Raw genomic sequence first — 21,354 nt, 5'->3', positions numbered from 1 at the left:
AGCATTTACTTGTAGCGAAACTCGTCAAGAGTTTCGGGAATTGGGTTCGTTCGACGAAAGTCTTGACGACTTCCGCTACGTTAATACACCACAAAACACAGCATAAAAATGCTTCAGAGCGTTTCCCGTTGGGGCTTGGTGCGAATGGAATTCGTCCCACCATGGGCGGACGCCCATGGCTACATCCCGTTGTCGCTTCGGGACGACAAGCGTCGCGTGATTTCATCGCTGGCCTCGCATCCGCACCGCGCGGGTGAGCAGGAATTGACGCAGCGGGGACAGCAACGGACCATTGGTGACCAGTTTCAAGTAGCTAACATCGGCGCCGGCCATATCACGCGCAAGCGTACAGGTCGTCCGCCACCGCTGTTGTCCGCCAGCCAGAAACGCCTGCCCGCTCTCCGCTTCGCTACCGCGGAAATAGCCGGCTCGCAGGGCTCCGGTTTCCGAGGGGTCCTGCAGGTGCAGCACCACCACGTCGTGTTGATGCCCCAGGCGGCGGAGCACGGTGAGGGCTTCGGGATCGTGCAAATCGCTGAATACAAACAGCAGGCTGCGGCGTGTCAGTCGGGCCGAGAGGGCAGTCAGACGTTCGCCCAGTTCGGTTTCCTCGTCGACGTCGTGGGCTCGCAGCGGTTCCAGGTCGCGCCACAGATCATCGGGCGAGAGGCTGGGGTTGCCATCGGATCGTGTGTGTTGATGACGTGCCCCCGCGCTTAACACACTGACCGGACTCAACCGCCGCAGGCCGACCAGTCCGATCGCGGCGGCGGCCCATACGGCCAGTCCGTGTTTGCTGAGCGTCGTCGAGGAGACGCTCATCGATGCCGAGGTATCGACGATCAGGTACATCGCCACGCGTTTGAGTGTTTCGTGCTGTTTGACGTACGCCACCGGCATCCGAGCACTCAGCTTCCAGTCGATCTGGCGAACCGGATCGCCGGGTTCGTAGGGACGCGATTGCGCGTATTCCAGCCCCGAGCCCACGAACAGCGAATCGTCGGTTCCAAAAGCGATATCGTCGGCGATGCGGCGGACCACCAGCTCGAAATTGGCCCGCGACAGGATGTCAGGGCGAGGAAGCGTTTCGGCGGGGTGCGTGGCGTGATTCATGCGTTCATACAGTTCGGCGTTGCTAAACCAAGACAACTACTTCCTACAGCATTTCGTTCAGCAAGCGTTCCAGCATGACTTCGGGCGTCAAACCATCGGCAAGCGCCTCGTAGCTCAACCGCACACGGTGCAGGATCACGTCTCCGGCCAGCGTGAACAGGTCTTCGGGCACGACGTAGTCGCGGCCGTAGATAAAGGCGCGAGCACGCGCGGCCTGTACAAGACTGAGCACCGCTCGCGGACTGCAGCCCAGCACCAGGTCCTGGTGTCCTCGAGTGGCGTTGACTAGTTTCACGCAGTCGTGGATGAAGACTTCGCTGACGTGAACGGCCTGGACCTGCGTCATCGCTTCGGTCAAGTCTTTGACGCTCAGCTTGTGTTCGTCTTCGATGGCGTCAAACATCGATTGCGGCACGGCTCCATCGCCCTGCCGCTGCAGTTTCAGTTTCAGTGCCCGTCGCACCACCTCGGTTTCTTCGACCGGCGTGGGGTAACGCAAGCGGTGGCACATCATGAACCGGTCCAGTTGCGCCTCGGGCAATTCAAACGTGCCGGCTTGCTCGACCGGGTTCTGCGTGGCGATCACCAGGAACGGCGCGGGCAGCGTGTGGGTTTCGTCGCCGATCGATACCTTGCGTTCCTGCATCGCTTCCAACAGTGCCGACTGCACTTTGGGTGAGGCGCGGTTAATTTCGTCGGCCAGCAGCAGGTTGGTGAACACTGGGCCTTTGTGGATGTGGAACTGGCCCGATTTTTGGTCCAGGATTTCCGATCCCAAAATGTCCGAGGGCAACAGGTCGATCGTGAACTGGACGCGTTTGAACTTCAGATCGATGGCTTTTCCGACCGATTGCACCAGCAGTGTTTTGGCGATCCCGGGCACGCCTTCGAGCAGCAGGTGACCGCCAGTCAGCAAGGCGATCAACACCCGTTCAACGACTTCGGTCTGGCCGACGACGGTCTGACCAACCTGTTCGATGACCGCTTTGGCAAACGCGGCGGACGGGGGGAAACCTTCGGCGGACAGGGCGTCCGAGGCCGGGGGAGGAGTGACTGCAGTTTCGGTCATGACGCCGTCGTTGGTGGTGAGAGAGAGGCTGCGGTGGTGATTACGAAGCACGATGGAGCGGGTTCATTTTAATCGCCACCCCATCGCGTTAGGCGGTCGTTTTCGCGGTTCGAACGTTTTGCGGGAAGATTGTCCGTCGCCATCGCCATCGCCTTCGAAGAGACCGGCTTGCAGAAGCAATTCCCCGCACCCGAGGTTTATTCGGCACGTTCGGCTAGCAATACATTCAGCGCGTCGTCCAGCTGTTGCAGCTTCAGCCCCGTGGCCCGGATGCGGCCGTTGCGATCGACGACCACCGTGACCGGTGCAATGCGGACATGGTAGGCCTGGGCGGTCCGGCCAGCTTCGCGGGGGACGACAGCCGAGCCGCTGGTGGGTCGGGCTGGCGAGTCTTCGGCGGTGGCGGGCTGGGGGGCGGCGTCCAATGCCATCGGGATAGCCAGATCGATTTCCGCCGCAAAGGCTCGCGTCGCCTGCCAGTCGCTCTGCCGATCACAGACGACGGTAAAGGCCACGCCCTGCGGCGCGTACTTGGCGGCCGTTTCGTTGAAGGACTTCAGTTGCTGTTGCGTGAGCTTCATCCCCGGACGCGTAAAGTGCAGTACGCGTACAACGCCGTCCAAGTCGACTTCCTGCAACCCCACGGGTGCGTCGGCAACAAGCTCTTCACTGACCGCTTCCTCATCAGCGAGCTCACCGCCAGCAGGTTCACTGTCAGCGGGTTCGGTCGCCGCTTCGTCGGTGGTTTGGGGGGCGGCTTCGTTGTCATCGCCGGGCAGCCACCAAGCGGTCGCTTGAGTCGGCGGAGCGGGCTGGCCGTGTTGTTCTTGCCAGGCCCGCATCCATTCCGCCCCGCTGTAGAACCAGTCGCGTTGGAACGAGACCAACTGGCTGCCCTGGCCGCCAGAGCCGGACTCTTCGATCAACTGTTTGACGATCGTTTTGATGTGGCTCGGTTTAACACCAGCGGCCCGTACGATGCCGCTGCGATCGATGATGATGTAGGTGGGAAAGGCGTTGATGCCGTAGGCTTTGGCCGTTTCTCCGGTGTCCAGCACGACCGGATAATTGATTTCGCGATCCTCGACCATCTGCGGGGCTTTGTCCCAGCCAGAGGTCTCTGAATGCATTCCGATAAAGACCAGTTCGTCCGGATAGGTTTCGACCAGTTCGATGTTTTTGGGGATCGAGGCCACGCAGGGGCCGCACCAGGTGGCCCAGAAATCCAGCACCACCACTTTGCCGCGGCACTCGTCCAGCGTGGTCGATTCACCAATCCATGTATCGGTCGACAGTTCGATCGCCGGGCCGCCCTCCAGGTTCGTCCGCACGGCCCCTTCAGGATCAAAATACCACTCGCCGGAGAACTCCGATTCGACGGCCCGTAGCGGTGTGGCGAAGAGGACCGTTAAACCCACCGCAACGGCGGCGTGGGTCACGATCCGCTTGATGCCCCCTTTGACGACTCGTCCAAGCAGGTTTGCTGCGTTCGGCTGACGACTCAGGCCACAGCAGCCTTGGATCTGAAAACGAGTGCTCATGTTGATTTCGCCGACGGGAAAGGGGCTACGGAGCTGCTCTGTTGATGACAACTCACCAGACTATAAACTCATTGGTCACCGATGGCAAACAACCGACGTGAGGCTGCCGGAACCCCTGCCTAGCCGCTTTGTCCCCACCCAAGGCCGCCACTCCAATGCCATCTCCTTCAACAACAAAACAGGAGATTTGTTCTTTATAGCGGAACATCGCGGGTGGCGGTGAATGTCGTCAAAACAAAAAAAGGGTAGCGGTGAGCCGAGAGCCGCAAGGCACGGGGTCGTGCGTGGGACCCGGCCGCTGACACGCGAGCGGCTCAATAAATCAACAAGCCGTCAATGACACCTGCCATCACGTCGCAACGCGATTGCGGCGACAGATCTCGCTCGACTCACGTTCGGTAACGATTTCGCGACATCGCGTTGCGGCGTGAGGAAGACAAGTGGAAGCGATTAGCTTGGATAACGGCACGATTGTCGAAACTCAAATGACAACGGCCGAAACTCTTGGCGAGTTTCGCTACAGGCGAGATTCGATACAGGTGAGTTTCGATACAAACTCGCTTTCGCTACGGCAGCGACCTCGTTGGTCCACCGCAAGGGGCGTATCCGTTCAGAGACTTTCCCTCACTGCTGGGACCGTCCATAATAGATCACGAGCGAACGGATTGAATTTCCATTGCAGTGGACCGCCATCGCCTCAATTCGCGTGAGAGGCTTTCCATGAAACGGTTTAAAAACATCTTGCTGGTGTATCCATGCAATGATGGGGCGTTTGAGCGTGCCGCTTCGCTGGCGAAGTCCAACCATGCAAAACTGACCTTGCTGCGAGTCGAACGCGAGCTGGCCGGAACCCAGCTGATCACGTCATCCGGCAGTCCGGCGTTGAAACTGCAGGATCTGGTCATCAAGGAGTGAAGGAATATCAGTCGCAACTGAAAGCGGTTATTGCGGCGGTGAAGCTCGACTAACCGATGAATGAAGGCCTCGCCGGAGTGTGCGATTGGGATCTTTAAACATCTTTTACGAGTTTGCGCTGTTATTGGCGGCAGCCGGGATGCTGGGCTTTGTTGCGCATTGGCTCAAGCAACCGCTGATTGTCGCCTTCATCGCGGTTGGAATTCTGGTCGGACCGGCGGGCTTGAAATGGGTTTCCATCGGCAGCGAGATCGACCTGCTGGCGAAGACCGGCATTGCACTGTTGTTGTTCACGGTCGGGTTAAAGTTGGACTTGAACGTGATTCGCACGATGGGGCCCGTGTCGTTAGCCACCGGCTTGGGACAGGTGACGTTCACCTCGGTGATCGGCTACTTGCTTTGTCTTGCCATGGGGTTTTCGCATCTGGCCTCGCTCTACGTGGCCGTTGCGTTGACGTTCTCCAGCACGATCATCATCGTCAAATTGTTGTCGGACAAACGCGAGATAGATTCGCTGCATGGACGCATTGCCATCGGTTTTTTGATCGTCCAAGACTTGGTGGTGGTGTTGGTGATGATCGCGTTGACCGCGTTCGGGGCCAGCACCGGGGTGCACTGGGTGCAGGGCATCTCGTTGGTCGTTGTCAAAGGAATCGGTTTGCTGGTCGCCGTCGGTCTGCTGATGCGTTACGTGCTGCCAAGCCTGTATCATCATGCAGCTCGTTCGGCCGAATTACTGACAACATTGGCGATCGGCTGGGCGGTCGCGATGGCGGCGATCGGTGATTGGCTGGGGTTCAGCAAAGAAGTCGGTGCATTCCTAGCAGGGGTCTCGCTTGCTGGGTTACCGCACCGGGAAGCTCTTGGGTCGCGTCTGATCGGCCTACGCGACTTCTTGCTGCTGTTCTTCTTTGTCGATCTAGGAGCCCATCTCAAACTCAGTTTGCTCGGATCGCAGCTGATGCCATCGCTGGCCCTATCGTTGTTCGTGCTGGTCGGCAATCCGCTGATCGTGATCATCATCATGGGATGGATGGGGTACCGAAAACGAACGGGTTTCCTGGCCGGATTGACGGTCGCCCAGATCAGCGAGTTTTCATTGATGCTTGGTGCACTTGGGAAAGAGCTCGGACATATTTCCGGTGAAGTCTTGGGGCTGATCACACTGGTGGGTTTGATCACGATCACCCTATCGACGTACCTGATTCTCTACTCGCACCCGCTGTACGACTGGCTTGCCCCCTTTCTGTCCTGGTCCGAAAAGAAGAATCCGTTTCGCGAAGTTGAACTGGAAACAACCACCGAGCCCTCGCGAGGCTTTGACAGCATCGTGTTTGGTATGGGGCGTTTTGGCAATCATCTTTCACACGAACTGACCGAGCGAGGGCAACGAGTGTTGGGAGTCGACTTTGATCCGGATGTGGTGCATCGGCTTCGCGAGTCAGGACACTCGGTCGTCTACGGCGATGCAGAAGACCCCGAGTTTGCATCGACACTGCCGCTGTCGCATGCACGCTGGGTGGTCAGTTCGGTGCCACAAGTTTCGGTGAATCTCGCCTTGCTGCACGCGTTGTCACGCTACGGCTATAGCGGATCAGTCGCCGCGACCGCGCACCATGAACGTGACGCCGCAACCTTAAGAAACGCGGGAGTCCACTTGATCCTGTTGCCATTCGCGGACGCCGCCAAAGAAGCCATCGATCAACTCAGCGAGCCTGAACGGACAGAACCACATGGCCAACCATAGGACAGAAGCTCAAGTAAGTCGCAAGGCTGCTGGAAGAATGATGCCGTGACAGATCGGCTCACTTCTTACCACCGCCTTTGCCACCACCTTTGCCGCTGTTGCCTTTACCGCCCCCGCCTTTTCCGCTGTTACCACCGCCAACCGACTTGCCGTTGCCTTTGTCAGACCGGCCGAACGAACCCGGGCTGCGAGATGATGCCTGGGGATGTTCGATCGAGGACGGAGAACGCCCGCGATCAAACGTTTGCGTCGAGCTTGACTTCGCTTGCGATTTCTTGCCTTGATTCTCGACTGCCATGCCGCGGGTCGAATGTTTGGGATTGTCGTGCTTGGGTTGAGAAGGTGTGAAAACCGCATTGGATCCACGCTGCGAATCAAAATTGTTCTTCGGTTTCGCGGTACTGAAATTGTCAACGTGCTTCGACGACTTGCCCTTCGCCTGGCGGTCGACACGTGGCGGTGATTGGCCGTTGAAATCTCGCAGCACAATGTCGTCCAGCGACCCCCTGACCGCATTGTCGCCCGATCGACGCTCCGGTTTTCCGTTTTTAGCAAACTTGGCAATGTCGGCATCGATCTTCACCGATTTGGAACCGCCACGATCAGGCTTGCCGTAATAATTCTTGTAGCGTCCCATGCTGCCTCGGAAATCGAATCCACGTTGACCGTAATTCCAGTCGTAATAAGAAAGCCAGGGCACTGCATAACGAGATCCAAACCCACCGGAACCATAGCCCAGGTCGTACCAAGGTTGGTATCCCAGCGAAGCATACGACGGTCCGTAGTAATTACCGTAGTAGAATCCAGGATGTCCTCGCCGAACAAACAGATTCAGCAGTAAGGCGGCGGAATTCGCTAGCGGCAAGCGAGGTCGGTAGACAAAACCTGGATTGAGGTACACCGGTCGATCGAATTCGACGGGCGAGTACAGCATCCCGCGATCAGGCGGCAGCAAATCCCAGTACCCGGTGTTGTAAACGTAACCGTGCGGTGTCGTAATATAGCAATCCGGTTGCCAGACCCAGCCTTCGTAGTGACGGGTCCAGTATCCGCTGCGCCACCAGTAACCACCATCGTCATACTCCCATGATCCGGGCAGCCAAAAGAAATCATCATCGGGCGGAGGAACACTCGGTCCGTTATCGATCGATTGGGGAGGCGGAGGCAGATAGACTTGGTCGTCAACGCCAGCACGCGTGCTGGACCAAAAACCGCTGGTCCATTGATAGCCCTCGCCGCGAGTACTCCAATAGCCGGGCACCCACGTTCGTCCCGGAGGCACCTTGCGATAGACGCCGCTCACCCAGACATACTTTGCGGCTTGATCATCCCAAGACCAATAGCCGGGGATCCACAACAGATTGTCGCCAACGGGACGATCTTCTGGTGGTTGCTCGCGAACATTCGCTGGCGGTTTTTCTGAGTGGACGCGCGGATGCAGGATCACACCGGAATCGGCCTGCGATGCAAATGCCTCGTGCACGGGTCCTTGGAGCAACGCCCGATACCCCAGTTCGTTCGATCCCAGCTCATTGGACTCCAGTTCGTTCGTAGCGTCCCGATCGATCACATCGATGGCCGCGACTGTTGCCGGATTGTCAGCGGTAGCCTGCGGGGGTGGCGGCGGCTGGGGCACGCCGCTTTCGATTTGGGCCAGCACCGGATCGACGTTCCCAATCCAGCATAGCCCCATTGTGGCAAAGACCAGCGTGTGAAGGGTGGTGATGGCAGAGAGTGGGTTTTGAGACATATTTGATCCAAGGTGTAAATTGAGTCCCCGATGCAGCGTGTCACGCAGAACCCGCCCCTTTGATTCTAGTTGTCGCATGGGACTTTTCGTCACTAATTCGCTCTGAAAACGTTACGAGCGGGATTCGAGACACGCTGAGCTCATTGTGCATCCCAATGCGGGGAATACCAAGCTGCCGACCGAGCAAACATGCATGCATTACGCATGCCAATTCGTTGCAAACGCTTTCCTCCTTGCCGTCTTCCCAGCCGACCAAGGGTCATCTTCGCCGGACGCATCGCACGCCGGACGCATAGCACGCCTGAGGCGCCGACTTCGCTTATGATACTGCCATGAGATCGATAGTGACCTTCATCGTTTTGGCCGGCTTGTGGGCTCTGCTAACGGAGACGCGACGCGACGCGTGGATCGTCGGCGTGCCTGTGGTTTTGGCAGCATCACTTGTTGAGGCGCGTTTGGCGTCTCGGGATCGCTGGCGTTGGTCGGTCATAGGCCTGCTCCGCTTTGCCCCCCATTTCGTCCGCTCATCGATCGGGGGCGGGATTGACGTGGCTTGGCGATCGATGCATCCGCAATTACCGATTGATCCGCAGATGATCGCGTATCCATTGCGTTTGCCCGCCGGTACGGCGCGAACGTTCTTCATGAACGTGGTGAATCTACTGCCAGGAACGGTCAGTGCGGACGTTCGCAAAAATGTGTTGACCGTGCACGCGATGGATATCAATCAGCCGATCCAACGGGAATTGGCTACACTCGAAGACGCGGTTGCCAAGTTGTTTGCGGTGCATCTAAACTCGCTTGAGGATCCGGGAGAAAGTAGATGACGCAGACGTTGTTGCTGTTTGTGGTGGTGCTGTTGGCGAGCATGGTTGCGGGCTTGATTCGCGTGAAGCGCGGTCCCACGTCGTCGGATCGGATGCTGGCTGCACAGTTGATGGGCACAACGGGTGTCGCCATTTTGTTGTTGCTCTCCGAAGCAATCTCGCGACCGGCGCTACTGGACGTGGCGTTGGTGTTCGCGTTGCTGGCTGCGGTCACCGGAATCGCATTTGTCCAGCGTTATCACGCAATGGAAACGGGAGAGCAGGAATGAGCATCCTTGACATGGCGTCCCTTGTCCTGATCGCAGTTGGTTGTCTGTTTTTCATCGCGGGCAGCGTTGGTATGTTGCGTCTTCCGGATGTGTTCACGCGGCTCCACGCGACGACGAAAGCGGACAATGTCGGTTTGGGGCTGTTGGTGCTGGGGTTGTTGCTGCGATCGGGATCGATGTTTGTCGCGTCCAAGTTGGTGCTGATCTGGCTGCTGGTCTTGGTGGCTGGCGCAACGACGTGCCACTTGATCGCGCAGTCGGCGGTCCGTCGCGGCGAGCGACCGTGGAGTAAACGATGAACAGTCTGTTGTGGATATTGGACATCACGCTGTGCGGAAGCCTCCTTTGGTTGGCTTGGCAGACACTTGCCACGTCCGATCTGTTCAAGGCGATTGTGCTGTTCATCGTGCTGGGTTTGGTCATGGCTTTGGCATGGGCGCGGCTGGACGCACCGGATATTGCGTTGGCCGAAGCGGCGATTGGTGCGGGGTTGACCGGCGCCCTGTTGCTTTCGACGTTGACGGCGATCACGAAGCGGACTGGCCCGAGGACGCCGCCTGAGACGATGGATGCCGACACATGAGTCAACGCCCCCCCATCGCGATCATTCATATCGCATTTGCCTTCGTCGTTGCGGGAATCACTGGCGCCATCGTGGTTGCGATCATTCGTTTGCCAAGCGAAGCGATCGGGTTGTCCGCTGCGGCGATCGCCAATCTTGACGCGGCCGGTGCCAAGAACCCGGTCACCGCGGTGCTGTTAAACTTTCGCGGCTATGACACGCTGTTAGAGATTCTTGTCTTGTTGCTGGCCGCGATCGGTGCACGCGTATTGACGGCCTCCGATGCGTCGTTTGTCGTCGAGCCAGCTCGGTCTGCCAATCCGGTGCTGCTCGGTTTCATTCGCATCCTTGCCCCCGTGATGATCATGGTCGCCGGATATCTGCTGTGGGTCGGTGGGCACGCACCGGGCGGCGCATTTCAGGCCGCAGCGGTGTTGGCTGCGTTGGGCGTGCTGTTGAAACTAGGCGGCGTGTCGTGGACGCGAAAGCTATCCCAGCGTGGCGAGCGACTGCTGTTGGTGGCGGGGCTGGCCGTCTTTCTCGTGGTGGCGACCGCGGTCATGTTGAGTCAGCGGCGTTTCTTGGAATATCCCCCGTCGGTGGCCAAGACGTTGATTCTGGTCATTGAATCGGCAGCGACCGTTTCAATCGCTGCGATTCTGTTGGCACTATTCAGCAGCGGAACGCTGCGAGAAACTCAATCCGAACGGTCCCACAGCAAGATTAACAGTAGCGAGATTCCCAACAACAAGATGCCGAACCACAAGACGCCACGTGATGAGGCCGCGCAGTGACGATTGCCACTCTGTATGCCGTTTGTGGAGTCGTGCTGTTTGGCATCGGATTCTATGGTGTCGTCATCTGCCGACATCTGCTCCGCAAAGTCATTTCATTGAACCTGATGGGCAGCGGCACGTTCCTGGTCCTGGTCGCGTTGGCTCAACGGACTCCCGACGGCCAGCCCGATCCGGTACCCCATGCGATGGTGTTAACTGGGCTGGTCGTTTCGGTCAGTGCGACGGCGCTCGCATTGGCGTTGCTACGTCGTCTACACCGCGAGACTCAGCGGACCGAACTTTCTCTGCATGCAGAAGGGCGAGAAACGGATGTCAGCTGAGCTTGCGATGATCGGATTAATCGCGTTGCCGCTGGCTGCAGGCATCGTTGCGTTTGTCGCACGCCGAGTTGCGGTGGTGCTGACGATTGGGGTCGCGGTTCTGCAAATCTTGCTGGCAAGCCATGTCGCCCGTTCTGTGTTTTACCAGGGGAGTCTGCGGTACGAAGTCGGTGGTTGGGGGGCACCGCTGGGAATCGACTTGTATGTCGACGGGCTGAGTGGATTGATGCTGCTGATGACGGCGATCGTCGGACTAGGCGTTGTGGTGTACGCATCATCGTACTTCGCTCACACTCGCAGTGGCGACTCCGTTGTTTACTTTTGGCCGTTGTGCTTATTTCTGTTCGCGTCGCTCAACGCGTTGTCTCAGGCCGGCGACCTATTCAATCTGTACGTGACCTTGGAACTGCTGACGTTGACAGCGGTCGCGTTGATCGGATTGGCGGGCACGGTCGATGCGTTGGCAGCTGCGCTGCGGTACTTGATCGTCGCGGTTACCGCATCGCTATTTTTTTTGCTGGGGGTGGCGTTACTCTACAGCAGCTATGGAACGGTCGATCTGCATCTGCTGGCGACGAAGTTTCAATTCGACTTGCCGAGCCGCTGTTCGATCGTACTGATTGCCGTCGCACTCATACTCAAGACTGCCTTGTTTCCGCTTCACTATTGGCTGCCTCCGGCTCATGCGGCTGCCCCCGCTCCGGCCAGTGCTCTGTTGTCAGGTTTGGTGCTAAAATCTTCGTTTTACGTGTTGTTGCGGTTGTGGTTTGATGTCTTTCCTTACGCGGACTTGCGATCGGCAGGTCACTTGCTGGGTGTTCTCGGTGCGATTGCGATTCTGTGGGGCTCGATTCAAGCGATTCGCCAAACGCATTTGAAGCTGCTGGTCGCTTATTCGACGGTCGCTCAGATCGGCTATTTGTTTTTGGTCTTCTCATTGACGAGCGAGACGACCGTCGCGTGGAATGCATGGAGCGGGGCGGTCTACTTCGCGATGTCGCATTCGTTGGCGAAAGCGGCAGCGTTTTTGGCGTCGGGGTCGCTGAAACATGCACACGACAGTGACCGCATCGATGAATTGGCCGGGGCGGCTCAGCGACAACCCGTGACAATCTTTGCCTTCGCGATTGCCGGGGTCAGCCTGATGGGGTTGCCGCCCAGTGGCGTGTTTCTGTCGAAGTGGCTGCTGCTGAATTCCGCGGTCACGTCCGGTCGCTGGAGTTACGCCCTGGTGATGCTGGTCGGGGGCATTCTCGCCGCGGTCTATGTGTTTCGCGTGGTGGCAAAGTCGTTGGAGAACATCGATCCGATCGCGTCCGATCCTACAGCGACGCGTCCGATCTCGCCTTGGATGCAGTGGACGCCGCTCGCGTTGGCCATCGCAGCGCTGGCCTTGGGCGTGATGGCGTATCAACCACTAGGGTTACTGGAAATCGGGGCGCCTTTTTCACCAGCAAGCGGCGGAGGCACACCATGAACTTGGATCACCTGCTGCCCCTGCTGGTCATTGCTAGCTCGCTGATTCCGGGGCTGGTCATTTTCGCACTGGGCGAAGAACGCCGTCGGGCCCGCACGATTCTCAATCTCGGCGGTGCATCGGTGAAACTGTTGCTCGTGGCGATGATGCTGTGGGGTGTGTCTCAAAACCACGTTTACGTGGTGCGTTTTCCCATCACTCAAAGTATCGATTTTGCACTGCACGCCGATCCGTTCTCGTTGCTGTTCGTGACGCTGTCGGCCGTGTTGTGGTTTTTGACAACGATTTATGCGATCGGTTATCTGGAGTATTCGCCGCACCGAGGTCGCTTCTTTGGCTTTTTCAGCTTGTGTGTAGCGGCGACATCAGGAGTTGCTCTATCCGCTAACCTGCTAACGTTTTTGGTCTTCTACGAGATGCTAACCTTGACGACGTATCCGTTGGTCGTTCATCGTGGCACCCCGGAATCGATTCGCGGCGGACGGATTTATCTGGCGTACACAGTATCCGGTGGCGCGGTTCTGCTGTTGGCAATGGTTTGGCTGCAGTCGATCGTCGGTCCGGTCGAGTTCGTCGTCGGCGGATTCCTAGAGAGTGCCGGCCATGAGTATCGCAACACGTTTCGCTGGATCTTTGCGTTGCTGATTCTCGGTTTTGGCGTCAAGGCAGCCTTGGTCCCGCTGCACGGTTGGCTACCCGAAGCCATGGTGGCGCCCGCTCCGGTCAGCGCGCTGTTGCACGCGGTGGCTGTCGTCAAAGCGGGCGCCTTTGGCATCGTGCGAGTGGTCTACGACGTGTTCGGCGTGGGATTTTCTGCAGAGCTTGGCGTTGCGACTCCGTTGGCAATCGTGGCGGCGGTGACGATTTTGTACGGATCGCTGCGGGCGGTTTATCAGGACGACTTAAAGCGGCGTTTGGCCTACTCGACCATCAGCCAGGTTTCTTATATCGCCTTGGGGACTGCCATCGCGGGCCCGATCGCGACCGTTGGCGGGATCGTGCATTTGGTCCATCAAGGACTGATGAAGATCACGCTGTTCTTTGCCGCAGGTAATTTGGCGGAAACGCTGGGCATCCATAAGGTCAGCCAACTCAATGGAGTCGGCCGACGGATGCCTTGGACGATGGCCGCATTCACGATCGCAGCGTTGGGGATGATCGGCGTCCCACCGATGGCAGGTTTTGTGAGCAAGTGGTTGCTGGGAAGCGGGGCGATCGCTGCGGGGCAATGGTGGGTGGTCGGGGTGCTGACCGGCAGCACGGTGCTGAACGCAATCTACTTTCTGCCGATTGTGTACGCTACTTGGTTCAAACCGCCCGATGGCCCATGGCCGCACGATCACGAACGCGGACGGTTCGAAACCCATCTTTGGCTACTGGTCCCGCCGGTTTTTACCGCCATCTCCGTGGTCTTAGTTGGACTTCTTGCCAGCATCCCGTTCAGCCCGCTGGATTGGGCCCGGCTGATCGTTGAGCGGGAGTACCGGCCATGAACGAAATTCTATTGCTGCTGACGATTCTGTTTCCGCTGCTGCTGATTGCGGCATGGCCCCTGCCGTCGACGCGCCGACGATTGCGGCGGTTCACAGCATGGGCGCCACTGCCGGCACTGCTACTGTCGATTGTCGCGTCGGATTTTGCCGTCGATCTACCTTGGTTGCTGTTCGGTTCGCGACTGGGGCTGGACGCAACCGGACGAGTCTTCCTGGCATTCACTTCCGTCCTGTGGCTGGCCGCGGGAATCTATGCAGTCGCTTACCTGGCAAAGGACGCGGCGCGAGACCGCTTTGACCTGTTTCATTTGATAACGATGCTGGGCAATTTGGGAGTCATTGTTTCGCAGGACATGGGTAGCTTTTTGCTGTTCTACACCGTGATGAGTCTTGCCGCATACGGATTGATCGTCCACGATCGCAAACCGGCTAGCCTTCGTGCAGGCCGCATCTACATCATGCTGGTCATCTTTGGCGAAGTCTTGCTGTTCTGGGCCGTTCTCTTGACCGCACAACAAACCGAGATGCTACATTTCGCCGGCTTGGCCGAGAAGCTTGCGGTGTCACCGTTTCGGCACGCCATTGTGGGTTTGATTGTGGTCGGGTTCGGGATCAAGTTAGGCTTGATGCCGCTGCACGTTTGGCTGCCGCTGGCTCACCCGGCGGCGCCCACGCCAGCCAGCGCGGTCTTGAGTGGTGCGATCATCAAATCCGGATTGCTAGGGATGCTCCGTTTTTTGCCATTGGGCGCAGTTGCCATGAACGACTGGGGGGTCGCTTGCATCGTCGCCGGATTCACCTCCACCTTCCTGGCCGTTTTGTTTGGACTAACGCAAGACAACCCCAAAACGGTATTGGCCTATTCAAGTGTCAGCCAAATGGGGCTTGTCGGCGTCATGATTGGCATCGCGATGATGGCTCCTTCGTCGTGGCCCATGATTTCCGTAGCGATCCTCGTTTACGCAGCCCACCATGCCATCGTCAAGGCTTCGCTGTTTCTAGGCGTCGGCGTCGCCCAAGCTGAAATGCAGGCAGCATGGCAGCGAACTCTGGTGAACGCCGGGTTGGTGGTTGCCGGATTCTCTTTGGCGGGACTTCCACTGACGACCGGGCTTGCAGCAAAAATGGCACTCAAGGAATCTGCGTCGTTGTTGGCAGCCCCTTGGGCCTCGGCACTCACCTGGATTCTGCCACTGACAAGCATCACAACCGCGTTGCTAGTTTCGCGGTTTCTGTATCTGGTCCGTCCCCACCGCTCGCATTTGCATGGCGAGTTAACCCGAGCGATCGCGATTCCGTGGGGGATGCTAACGGTTTGTGTCGTGTTATTGTTTTTCGGATTGCGTTGGTCACTCACGGCCGAAGCCCGCTGGTTCTCGCTAGCCCCTGACAAGGCGTGGGCCGCAACTTGGCCAATCCTGATCGCGGTCGTAATCGTCTTGTTGGTTTCCTTGGTGGGCGGACTACGTCGATCGCTGAAGAAGGTCCACATTCCCGCTGGTGACTTGTTGGTTCCGCTGACGTTGGCGTTAGAAAAATGCGGCAGTGTGTGGACATCGATTAGCGTCATCGAAGCATCCGCCGTCATCGACATGACGAGTCGCTTGCGCGCCAAGCTGGCGATTTTCTATACACATCGAATCGAAGCTCTGAGTCGTGCTTTAGAGAACGATACCGTTGCCGGTTTGCTGATCGGTATCATCGCGGCCCTGCTGTTCATCCTGAGCATCTTGAACGTTTGATGCGAGGAAGCATGACTCGCATCGGCTCCTTCCGCAGGGCGGACTGTGAAACGATCGCCGCTCTGGTTCACGGCTGCCATCACCCCGATTGTGATATAATCGACCTGGGTCGAAACGGAAATCATTGTGGGGATGCCATCTCATTGCCCGCGGATCACGCCAAACGAGAAACGGAGTCCGACAATGAAAATCACATTCCTGGGCGCCAATCGAAACGTGACCGGTTCACGTTATTGTTTGGAAGCCTGCGGCAAAAGGATCATGATTGATTGCGGCATGGTCCAAGAACGCGATTTTCTGTCGCGCAATTGGGATGCCTGTCCGATTCCCGCGGGCAGTATCGATGCCTTGGTTCTCACGCATGCTCATATCGACCACATCGGACTCGTTCCCAAGTTCGTAGCGGATGGTTTCCGAGGCCGAATCTTTGCCACAAGGCCGACCGTCGCACTGGCCGATGTGATGCTCAAGGACTCGGCCAAGATTCAAGCCGAAGACGCCAGATACAAGCGGCGACGTCATCGCAAGGAGGGACGCACCGGACCGCACGAGATAGTGCCTCTCTATACAGACAAGGACGTTGAGAAAGCGATCGAGCTGTTTCGCGGAGTCGACTATCGCGTTGCCACCGAAATCGTGCCCGGCATCACGGTGACTTGGCACGATGCAGGACACATCCTTGGATCGGCGTCACTAGAAATTCGAGTCCAAGAGCCTGACCGCGAGCGAACGATCGTCTTTTCGGGAGACTTGGGGCAACACGACAAACCGCTGATTCATGATCCCACCTATTTTCGGCGTGCCGACTATGTCGTGATGGAATCGACTTACGGCGACCGCGACCATGAGGCTGGCGGGAATGTCGAAGAACAGCTTGAAACGATTGTCAACGACACCATCAAGCGTGGCGGTAATTTGATCATCCCCGTGTTCGCCGTCGAACGGGCTCAAGAGATGATGTATTTCCTGAGTCGCTTGGTCCACAAAAATCGAATTCCCGACGTCCCTATCTTTCTCGATAGCCCGATGGCGTACGACGTCACGAATATCTTCCGGCGATTCACCAGTTGGCTGGATGATGAGACCGTGCGAGCAGTGGAGTGTGATGAGCCGCCGCTTCACTTTCCCGGTTTGACGATGACACGAACGGTTGATGAATCAAAATCGATCAATCACCACAAGAAGCCCTGCATCATCATGGCGCCGGCGGGAATGTGTAACGCGGGCCGAATCAAACATCACCTGCGAAGCAACATTCGTCGCCCCGAATCCACCATCCTGTTCGTCGGTTTTCAGGCCGAAGGCACATTGGGCCGCCGGCTTCTGGCGGGCGAAAAGGAAGTCCGCATTCACGGTCGCCAGTACAGCGTTGACGCCAAGATCCAGCAGGTCTTTGGATTGTCGGGGCACGCCGATCGCACCGGATTGCTGCAGTGGCTGAATCACTTCGAGCAACCACCGCGAAAGGTCTTCTTGACTCACGGCGAGGAAAGTTCGGCTCTCGCACTGAAACGCAGCATCCAGACGCGGTTCGGGTTTGATGTGTCCGTTCCCTCGTACGGCGAAGTGCACGAGTTCAATGATCAAGGGCCCAGCCTTGTCGACGCCGGCCAACCGAATGCGGTGGCGGTTAAAAGAGACGCGATCAGCGATACCCTCGAAAGCGAAGCAACGGGTGACGCGGCGACAGAATCGGTCAAGGTCGACGAAATCTTCCCGGTTGCGGCAGAAGATCCAGATCTGGAATTCTTAGATAGCGCAACCCGCCGTCCGATTAGCTTTTTGCACGAGGATCCTTGGCGAGTCCTACGGATCCAAAGCGATTTGATCCAAGGCATCGAAATCATGACACGTGCCTTGGAAGGTCGACATCGATCGGTGGCCGTGTTTGGCAGCGCACGATTGCCCGAGAGCGATCCTTCTTATCAACTCGCCCATCAAACATGTCAGCGGTTGGGGGAACGAGGGTTCGCGATCATTACCGGCGGCGGCCCTGGAATCATGGAAGCCAGCAACCGTGGGTCGCGTGACGCCGGCAGCCCCTCGATCGGTCTGAACATCGAACTGCCGCACGAACAGACGATCAATCCCTACTGCGACGCGTCCTACACCTGCCGTTACTTCTTCGTCCGCAAGATGATGTTTGCCAAATACGCTCGCGGCTTTCTGATTTTCCCAGGCGGATTCGGCACGTTCGACGAGTTTTTTGAATCACTGACTTTGATCCAGACGGGCAAGTTGGCGCAATTCCCCGTGGTACTGGTGGGCAGCGAGTTTTGGCGTCCCATCGTCGATTGGTTGCAAACCACCGTGCTTGAGAAAGGCTGTATTGACTCTCAAGACGTTCAACGATTCCGAGTAATGGACGATCCCGAGGAAATCGCTCGCTGGCTCGACCAAATCATTGACGGACAGTCTGCTTCCACCAAAACTTAGCGACGTATTTAATCCCCGGCTGGATTTACAAATTTCCACCGTGGTTAAATGCAACGTCATCCACACGTGAATGCGAACCGAGATCCCGGACCCTTTTTTTAAGAAGCAATAAAGAGAATCAATGAAGATCGTTGTATTTAGCACAAAGTCCTATGATCGCGAGTTCCTCAGTGCTGCCGCGAAACCCCTTGGTCACGAACTCACCTTCCTCGAGCCGCGATTGACATCCGAAACGGTGCAGCTGGCAAACGACCATCAAGCTGTTTGTGTGTTCGTGAACGATCAACTCGACGCAGCGGTGCTTCGCTCGCTTGCCCAGCAAGGCGTACGCGTCGTTGCCTTGCGATGTGCGGGTTTCAACAACGTCGACCTCCCGACCGCTCGCGAAGTGGGCATCAAAGTGGTTCGCGTCCCTGCCTACTCGCCGCACGCGGTCGCCGAGCATACAGCCGGTTTAATCCTGACGCTAAACCGAAAAATCCATCGTGCGTACGCACGGGTCCGCGACGGCAATTTTTATCTCGGTGGGCTACTGGGCTTTGATCTCAGCGGTCGCACGGTGGGAGTGATCGGGACAGGGCAAATCGGCACCGTGTTTGCAAAGATCATGTCGGGTTTTGGTTGCCGGTTATTGGGTTACGACGAGTACCCCAATGCGAAATGCCATGAACTTGGCATGGAGTATTGCGAACTGTCCAAACTATTCGCCGAGTCAGATATCATCTCGCTGCACTGCCCGCTGACGCCACAGACGCATCATCTGATCAACGCCCAGTCGATTGCAAACATGAAAGATGGCGTGATGATCATCAACACCAGCCGCGGTGCCGTGATTGACACGCAAGCAGTCGTGGAGGGATTAAAAAGTGGAAAGATCGGCCATCTCGGCCTCGATGTCTATGAGGAAGAAGCCGATTTCTTCTTTGAAGATTTGTCCAATGAAGTCATCCCCGATGACACTCTGTCTCGTTTGTTGACTTTCCCGAACGTCATCATCACCGGTCATCAAGCCTTCTTTACGCGAGAAGCATTGCAGTGCATTGCCGAAACCACGCTGCAAAACATCGCCGACATCGAACGTGTCGGCAGCAGCAAAAATGAAGTCGCCGGAGACCATTCACAACCCTAGCGGCGGGAACGATCGACGAAATCCGAAACACTTGGCGGCTTGTTGATTTATTGAGCCGCGACGCGTCAGCGGCCGGGTCCCACGCGCTACCCGGTGCCTTACGGCCCACGGCTCACCGTTGCGAATTGGATTTGGATTAAATTAACAAGCCGTTGGCGAGTTTGGCTACGAGAGAGGCTTTGCTCCTGAGTCTCGCTGCCGGTGCATTTCGTTCGGTTACTGCCATGCTGACGGGTAGACAGAAAAATTCGTGCGACAGAAAGATTATTATTGCGGTGGCTATCGGCGACCCGAGCTCGAACCATCCGCCTCTTTCCCATCCTACAACCTGCCATCCAGAGGGGCACAGTTCTTCGCTGGAGCAAGACAAGATACGCGGCGAGCAAATGTCCGCTAGCAAACAGCCTCCTGTGTAAAGCGCCATGTCCCCGGGTAGTTAACACTTGCCAGCCCCCCCCCCCACGAGAGTACAGTGAGTAAGACTACAGACTCGTTGCATTGACATTCGATCACTCAGCAACTAGAGGGTCTACTATGACAGGCCAGACTGAGTTCGACTTCGACAGAGAAATCATAAAACTAAAACGAGAGAAGCACCGCGATGACGTCGATATTCGCCTGCGTGAACTCCGCCTGAGACAGGCCGACGAGCAACAAAGGCGATGGCGGAGCCCATTGTTCGTTGCTGCTCTTGCTGGTGTACTAGGGCTGTTCGGGAACGCAATCGTTGCGTTGATCAATGGCTCATCTGAGAGAAGTGTGTCAATTGAAAACGCCAGAGTACAGCAAGAGATTGCTGACCTGACTGCTGAGGCAGACCGCATTCTGGAGGCTATAAAAACAGGAGATCCAGACGCGGCGGCGGAAAATTTAAAGCTACTGCTGCAAACTAATTTGGTCAAAGACGACAATGACAATATTCAGTCGTACTTAGACACCCGCCAACCAGGAAAAGGTGCAAGCCTGCCTCCAAACACTGGCGTCTCTCCATATAGCCTTGTTACGGGATCAGATGAACGCCAACTGATAGCCACGGTCAAAGATGCTCCGTACCCGGCGCTCTGCCACCTTCGCGTCACTGCAAGTCAACGCGACAAGGATGGTGAACCAGAGAGAGAGAGAGAATTCTTCGGCACCGGCTTTCTTGTCCACCCAAACCTAGTACTAACTTCTGCATACCAAGTACACTCAATTTACAAAGATCGGGAATATGATGGCTTTGCAAAGAAAGTCGAAGTATTCATCGGAATAAGCAAAGGCCAGTACCGCGGCAGACAAGGAAAATATATTGACCGTGTCATAGTTACAAATGATGAACAGTTCCTAATCCCTCCGGAATGGAAAAGAGGCGACGGCAACTCAAAAAATTTTAACTTCGGCGCAATCTTGGTTGACCGAAATGAAAGCAATATTGCTACCGATAAAAGGAGCGATGTGGTCTTCGCATTAGGACAACTCAATCAAGCTGATTTAAAACGTGTTTATTTTCGCATTTCTGCGTATCCACGTGATCCACCTCAAAACGCCGCGTTTCCAGAAATCTGGGAGGATTCCGGTTTAATCCAGAGCGTAGACGAACATCGCTTGAACTACAGTATCGATACTGGCGACGCATCTAGCGGAGCCCCAATTTGGCGAACCATTGATGGCACCGGACCGATGGCAATCGGAGTTCACACTAGCTCCGGCATCGGACGTGGGATACGCTTTGACGAAGGAAAAGTAAAAACAATAAACAACTGGATAAAAATAGCGGAGGAACGCCGATCTAAGAATTGACCTCAGCAATTGTCCGCGTCGTTAGTCGTCTAATGGGTTCCGAAATAGTGGCAGGATGCAAAAATTGGCAAATGGCCGAAAAAAGTCGCCCCTTGGTCGTCACTGACTACTCTAGGAAGCATGCGACATCGGACTCCAGAACTCTGAGGGATACGAGCTTAAAATTTCAGGTAGTGACAGTTTTTTGCAGGAGTACTGCCTTGAATCTTGATGACGCCCCCCCTCTTTCAGAGGCAATTCGGGGACAGAGAACTTGGTGTCTAACGACAATTAGTTTTCCTCTGTTGCGCTGGCTACGGATGGGCAAGTTCTAACTCAGGTGGTGGCTGGCCGTCGGCAAGCCTCTCGCCGCTTCTGCCAGGATAGCTTCGATGGATAATAAAAACGC

Annotated in this window: 18 protein-coding genes; 14 read left to right on the top strand and 4 right to left on the bottom strand. The window is 56.8% G+C overall.

Features of this window, described 5'->3' with window-relative positions:
- Nucleotides 1–222: 222 nt before the first annotated feature.
- The 3 genes from ABEA92_RS15850 to ABEA92_RS15840 form a co-directional block, all read right to left on the bottom strand.
- Nucleotides 223–1,149, bottom strand: a complete 927-nt coding sequence (locus ABEA92_RS15850; RefSeq protein WP_345684827.1) for a DUF58 domain-containing protein — start codon at nt 1,147–1,149, stop codon at nt 223–225.
- 7 nt (nt 1,150–1,156) lie between these two features.
- Nucleotides 1,157–2,182, bottom strand: a complete 1,026-nt coding sequence (locus ABEA92_RS15845) for an AAA family ATPase (RefSeq protein WP_345684826.1) — start codon at nt 2,180–2,182, stop codon at nt 1,157–1,159.
- Nucleotides 2,183–2,379: 197 nt separating this feature from the next.
- Entirely contained in the window at nt 2,380–3,723 is a 1,344-nt protein-coding gene (locus ABEA92_RS15840) for a redoxin domain-containing protein (RefSeq protein WP_345684825.1), read from the bottom strand.
- A gap of 720 nt (nt 3,724–4,443) precedes the next feature.
- On the opposite strand from ABEA92_RS15840, the gene ABEA92_RS15835 reads away from it, so the two are divergent.
- Together ABEA92_RS15835 and ABEA92_RS15830 are read left to right on the top strand one after the other, a co-directional pair.
- A complete protein-coding gene (locus ABEA92_RS15835) occupies nt 4,444–4,638 on the top strand; it encodes a hypothetical protein (RefSeq protein ID WP_345684824.1) in 195 nt (64 codons plus the stop codon).
- A gap of 85 nt (nt 4,639–4,723) precedes the next feature.
- Nucleotides 4,724–6,385, top strand: coding sequence for a cation:proton antiporter (locus ABEA92_RS15830; RefSeq protein WP_345684823.1), 1,662 nt, complete (start codon nt 4,724–4,726; stop codon nt 6,383–6,385).
- Nucleotides 6,386–6,443: 58 nt separating this feature from the next.
- Here the strand turns inward: ABEA92_RS15830 and ABEA92_RS15825 are convergent, their stop codons facing one another.
- Complete coding sequence (locus ABEA92_RS15825) at nt 6,444–8,135, bottom strand: hypothetical protein (protein WP_345684822.1); 1,692 nt, start codon at nt 8,133–8,135, stop codon at nt 6,444–6,446.
- Nucleotides 8,136–8,479: 344 nt separating this feature from the next.
- Here ABEA92_RS15825 and ABEA92_RS15820 point away from each other — a divergent pair, with 344 nt between their 5' ends.
- The 12 genes from ABEA92_RS15820 (at nt 8,480) to ABEA92_RS15765 (ending at nt 20,966) form a co-directional block, all read left to right on the top strand.
- Nucleotides 8,480–8,962 (top strand): Na+/H+ antiporter subunit E, encoded by a 483-nt coding sequence (locus tag ABEA92_RS15820; RefSeq protein ID WP_345684821.1) that lies wholly within the window; start codon nt 8,480–8,482, stop codon nt 8,960–8,962.
- Nucleotides 8,959–9,231: an MrpF/PhaF family protein gene (locus ABEA92_RS15815; protein ID WP_345684820.1), complete on the top strand. Its 273-nt coding sequence runs from the start codon at nt 8,959–8,961 to the stop codon at nt 9,229–9,231. The genes ABEA92_RS15820 and ABEA92_RS15815 overlap by 4 nt, the downstream gene beginning before the upstream one ends.
- Nucleotides 9,228–9,530: a monovalent cation/H(+) antiporter subunit G gene (gene mnhG / locus ABEA92_RS15810; RefSeq protein WP_345684819.1), complete on the top strand. Its 303-nt coding sequence runs from the start codon at nt 9,228–9,230 to the stop codon at nt 9,528–9,530. The genes ABEA92_RS15815 and mnhG overlap by 4 nt, the downstream gene beginning before the upstream one ends.
- Nucleotides 9,527–9,814 carry a Na(+)/H(+) antiporter subunit B gene (locus ABEA92_RS15805; RefSeq protein ID WP_345684818.1) on the top strand — a complete coding sequence of 96 codons (288 nt, stop codon included), beginning with the start codon at nt 9,527–9,529 and terminating at the stop codon, nt 9,812–9,814. Before mnhG ends, ABEA92_RS15805 begins: the two co-directional genes overlap by 4 nt.
- Nucleotides 9,811–10,587, top strand: coding sequence for a Na(+)/H(+) antiporter subunit B (locus ABEA92_RS15800; RefSeq protein WP_345684817.1), 777 nt, complete (start codon nt 9,811–9,813; stop codon nt 10,585–10,587). The genes ABEA92_RS15805 and ABEA92_RS15800 overlap by 4 nt, the downstream gene beginning before the upstream one ends.
- On the top strand, nt 10,584–10,910 hold the full coding sequence (locus ABEA92_RS15795; RefSeq protein ID WP_345684816.1) for an NADH-quinone oxidoreductase subunit K: 327 nt from the start codon (nt 10,584–10,586) through the stop codon (nt 10,908–10,910). Before ABEA92_RS15800 ends, ABEA92_RS15795 begins: the two co-directional genes overlap by 4 nt.
- A complete protein-coding gene (locus ABEA92_RS15790) occupies nt 10,900–12,387 on the top strand; it encodes a complex I subunit 5 family protein (protein ID WP_345684815.1) in 1,488 nt (495 codons plus the stop codon). Before ABEA92_RS15795 ends, ABEA92_RS15790 begins: the two co-directional genes overlap by 11 nt.
- Nucleotides 12,384–13,880, top strand: a complete 1,497-nt coding sequence (locus ABEA92_RS15785; protein WP_345684814.1) for a complex I subunit 5 family protein — start codon at nt 12,384–12,386, stop codon at nt 13,878–13,880. Before ABEA92_RS15790 ends, ABEA92_RS15785 begins: the two co-directional genes overlap by 4 nt.
- A complete protein-coding gene (locus tag ABEA92_RS15780) occupies nt 13,877–15,622 on the top strand; it encodes a complex I subunit 5 family protein (protein ID WP_345684813.1) in 1,746 nt (581 codons plus the stop codon). The genes ABEA92_RS15785 and ABEA92_RS15780 overlap by 4 nt, the downstream gene beginning before the upstream one ends.
- A gap of 183 nt (nt 15,623–15,805) precedes the next feature.
- On the top strand, nt 15,806–18,058 hold the full coding sequence (locus tag ABEA92_RS15775) for a TIGR00730 family Rossman fold protein (protein ID WP_345684812.1): 2,253 nt from the start codon (nt 15,806–15,808) through the stop codon (nt 18,056–18,058).
- Nucleotides 18,059–18,179: 121 nt separating this feature from the next.
- Nucleotides 18,180–19,187 carry a 2-hydroxyacid dehydrogenase gene (locus tag ABEA92_RS15770; protein WP_345684811.1) on the top strand — a complete coding sequence of 336 codons (1,008 nt, stop codon included), beginning with the start codon at nt 18,180–18,182 and terminating at the stop codon, nt 19,185–19,187.
- Nucleotides 19,188–19,721: 534 nt separating this feature from the next.
- Nucleotides 19,722–20,966 carry a hypothetical protein gene (locus ABEA92_RS15765; protein WP_345684810.1) on the top strand — a complete coding sequence of 415 codons (1,245 nt, stop codon included), beginning with the start codon at nt 19,722–19,724 and terminating at the stop codon, nt 20,964–20,966.
- Nucleotides 20,967–21,354: the final 388 nt, after the last annotated feature.

Source organism: Novipirellula caenicola (genome assembly GCF_039545035.1).
Taxonomy (GTDB): Bacteria; Planctomycetota; Planctomycetia; order Pirellulales; family Pirellulaceae; genus Novipirellula; species Novipirellula caenicola.
Note: the sequence above shows the minus strand (reverse complement) of the source record. Positions and strands in the feature narration are given on the sequence as shown.

Bases quoted from the DNA above. Each gene is read 5' to 3' on its own strand.
- ABEA92_RS15845 (WP_345684826.1), bottom strand. From the start codon at position 2,182: ATGACCGAAACTGCAGTCACTCCTCCCCCGGCCTCGGACGCCCTGTCC.
- ABEA92_RS15840 (WP_345684825.1), bottom strand. From the start codon at position 3,723: ATGAGCACTCGTTTTCAGATCCAAGGCTGCTGTGGCCTGAGTCGTCAG.
- ABEA92_RS15835 (WP_345684824.1), top strand. From the start codon at position 4,444: ATGAAACGGTTTAAAAACATCTTGCTGGTGTATCCATGCAATGATGGG.
- ABEA92_RS15825 (WP_345684822.1), bottom strand. From the start codon at position 8,135: ATGTCTCAAAACCCACTCTCTGCCATCACCACCCTTCACACGCTGGTC.
- ABEA92_RS15815 (WP_345684820.1), top strand. From the start codon at position 8,959: ATGACGCAGACGTTGTTGCTGTTTGTGGTGGTGCTGTTGGCGAGCATG.
- mnhG (WP_345684819.1), top strand. From the start codon at position 9,228: ATGAGCATCCTTGACATGGCGTCCCTTGTCCTGATCGCAGTTGGTTGT.
- ABEA92_RS15805 (WP_345684818.1), top strand. From the start codon at position 9,527: ATGAACAGTCTGTTGTGGATATTGGACATCACGCTGTGCGGAAGCCTC.
- ABEA92_RS15800 (WP_345684817.1), top strand. From the start codon at position 9,811: ATGAGTCAACGCCCCCCCATCGCGATCATTCATATCGCATTTGCCTTC.
- ABEA92_RS15790 (WP_345684815.1), top strand. From the start codon at position 10,900: ATGTCAGCTGAGCTTGCGATGATCGGATTAATCGCGTTGCCGCTGGCT.
- ABEA92_RS15785 (WP_345684814.1), top strand. From the start codon at position 12,384: ATGAACTTGGATCACCTGCTGCCCCTGCTGGTCATTGCTAGCTCGCTG.
- ABEA92_RS15780 (WP_345684813.1), top strand. From the start codon at position 13,877: ATGAACGAAATTCTATTGCTGCTGACGATTCTGTTTCCGCTGCTGCTG.
- ABEA92_RS15775 (WP_345684812.1), top strand. From the start codon at position 15,806: ATGAAAATCACATTCCTGGGCGCCAATCGAAACGTGACCGGTTCACGT.
- ABEA92_RS15770 (WP_345684811.1), top strand. From the start codon at position 18,180: ATGAAGATCGTTGTATTTAGCACAAAGTCCTATGATCGCGAGTTCCTC.
- ABEA92_RS15765 (WP_345684810.1), top strand. From the start codon at position 19,722: ATGACAGGCCAGACTGAGTTCGACTTCGACAGAGAAATCATAAAACTA.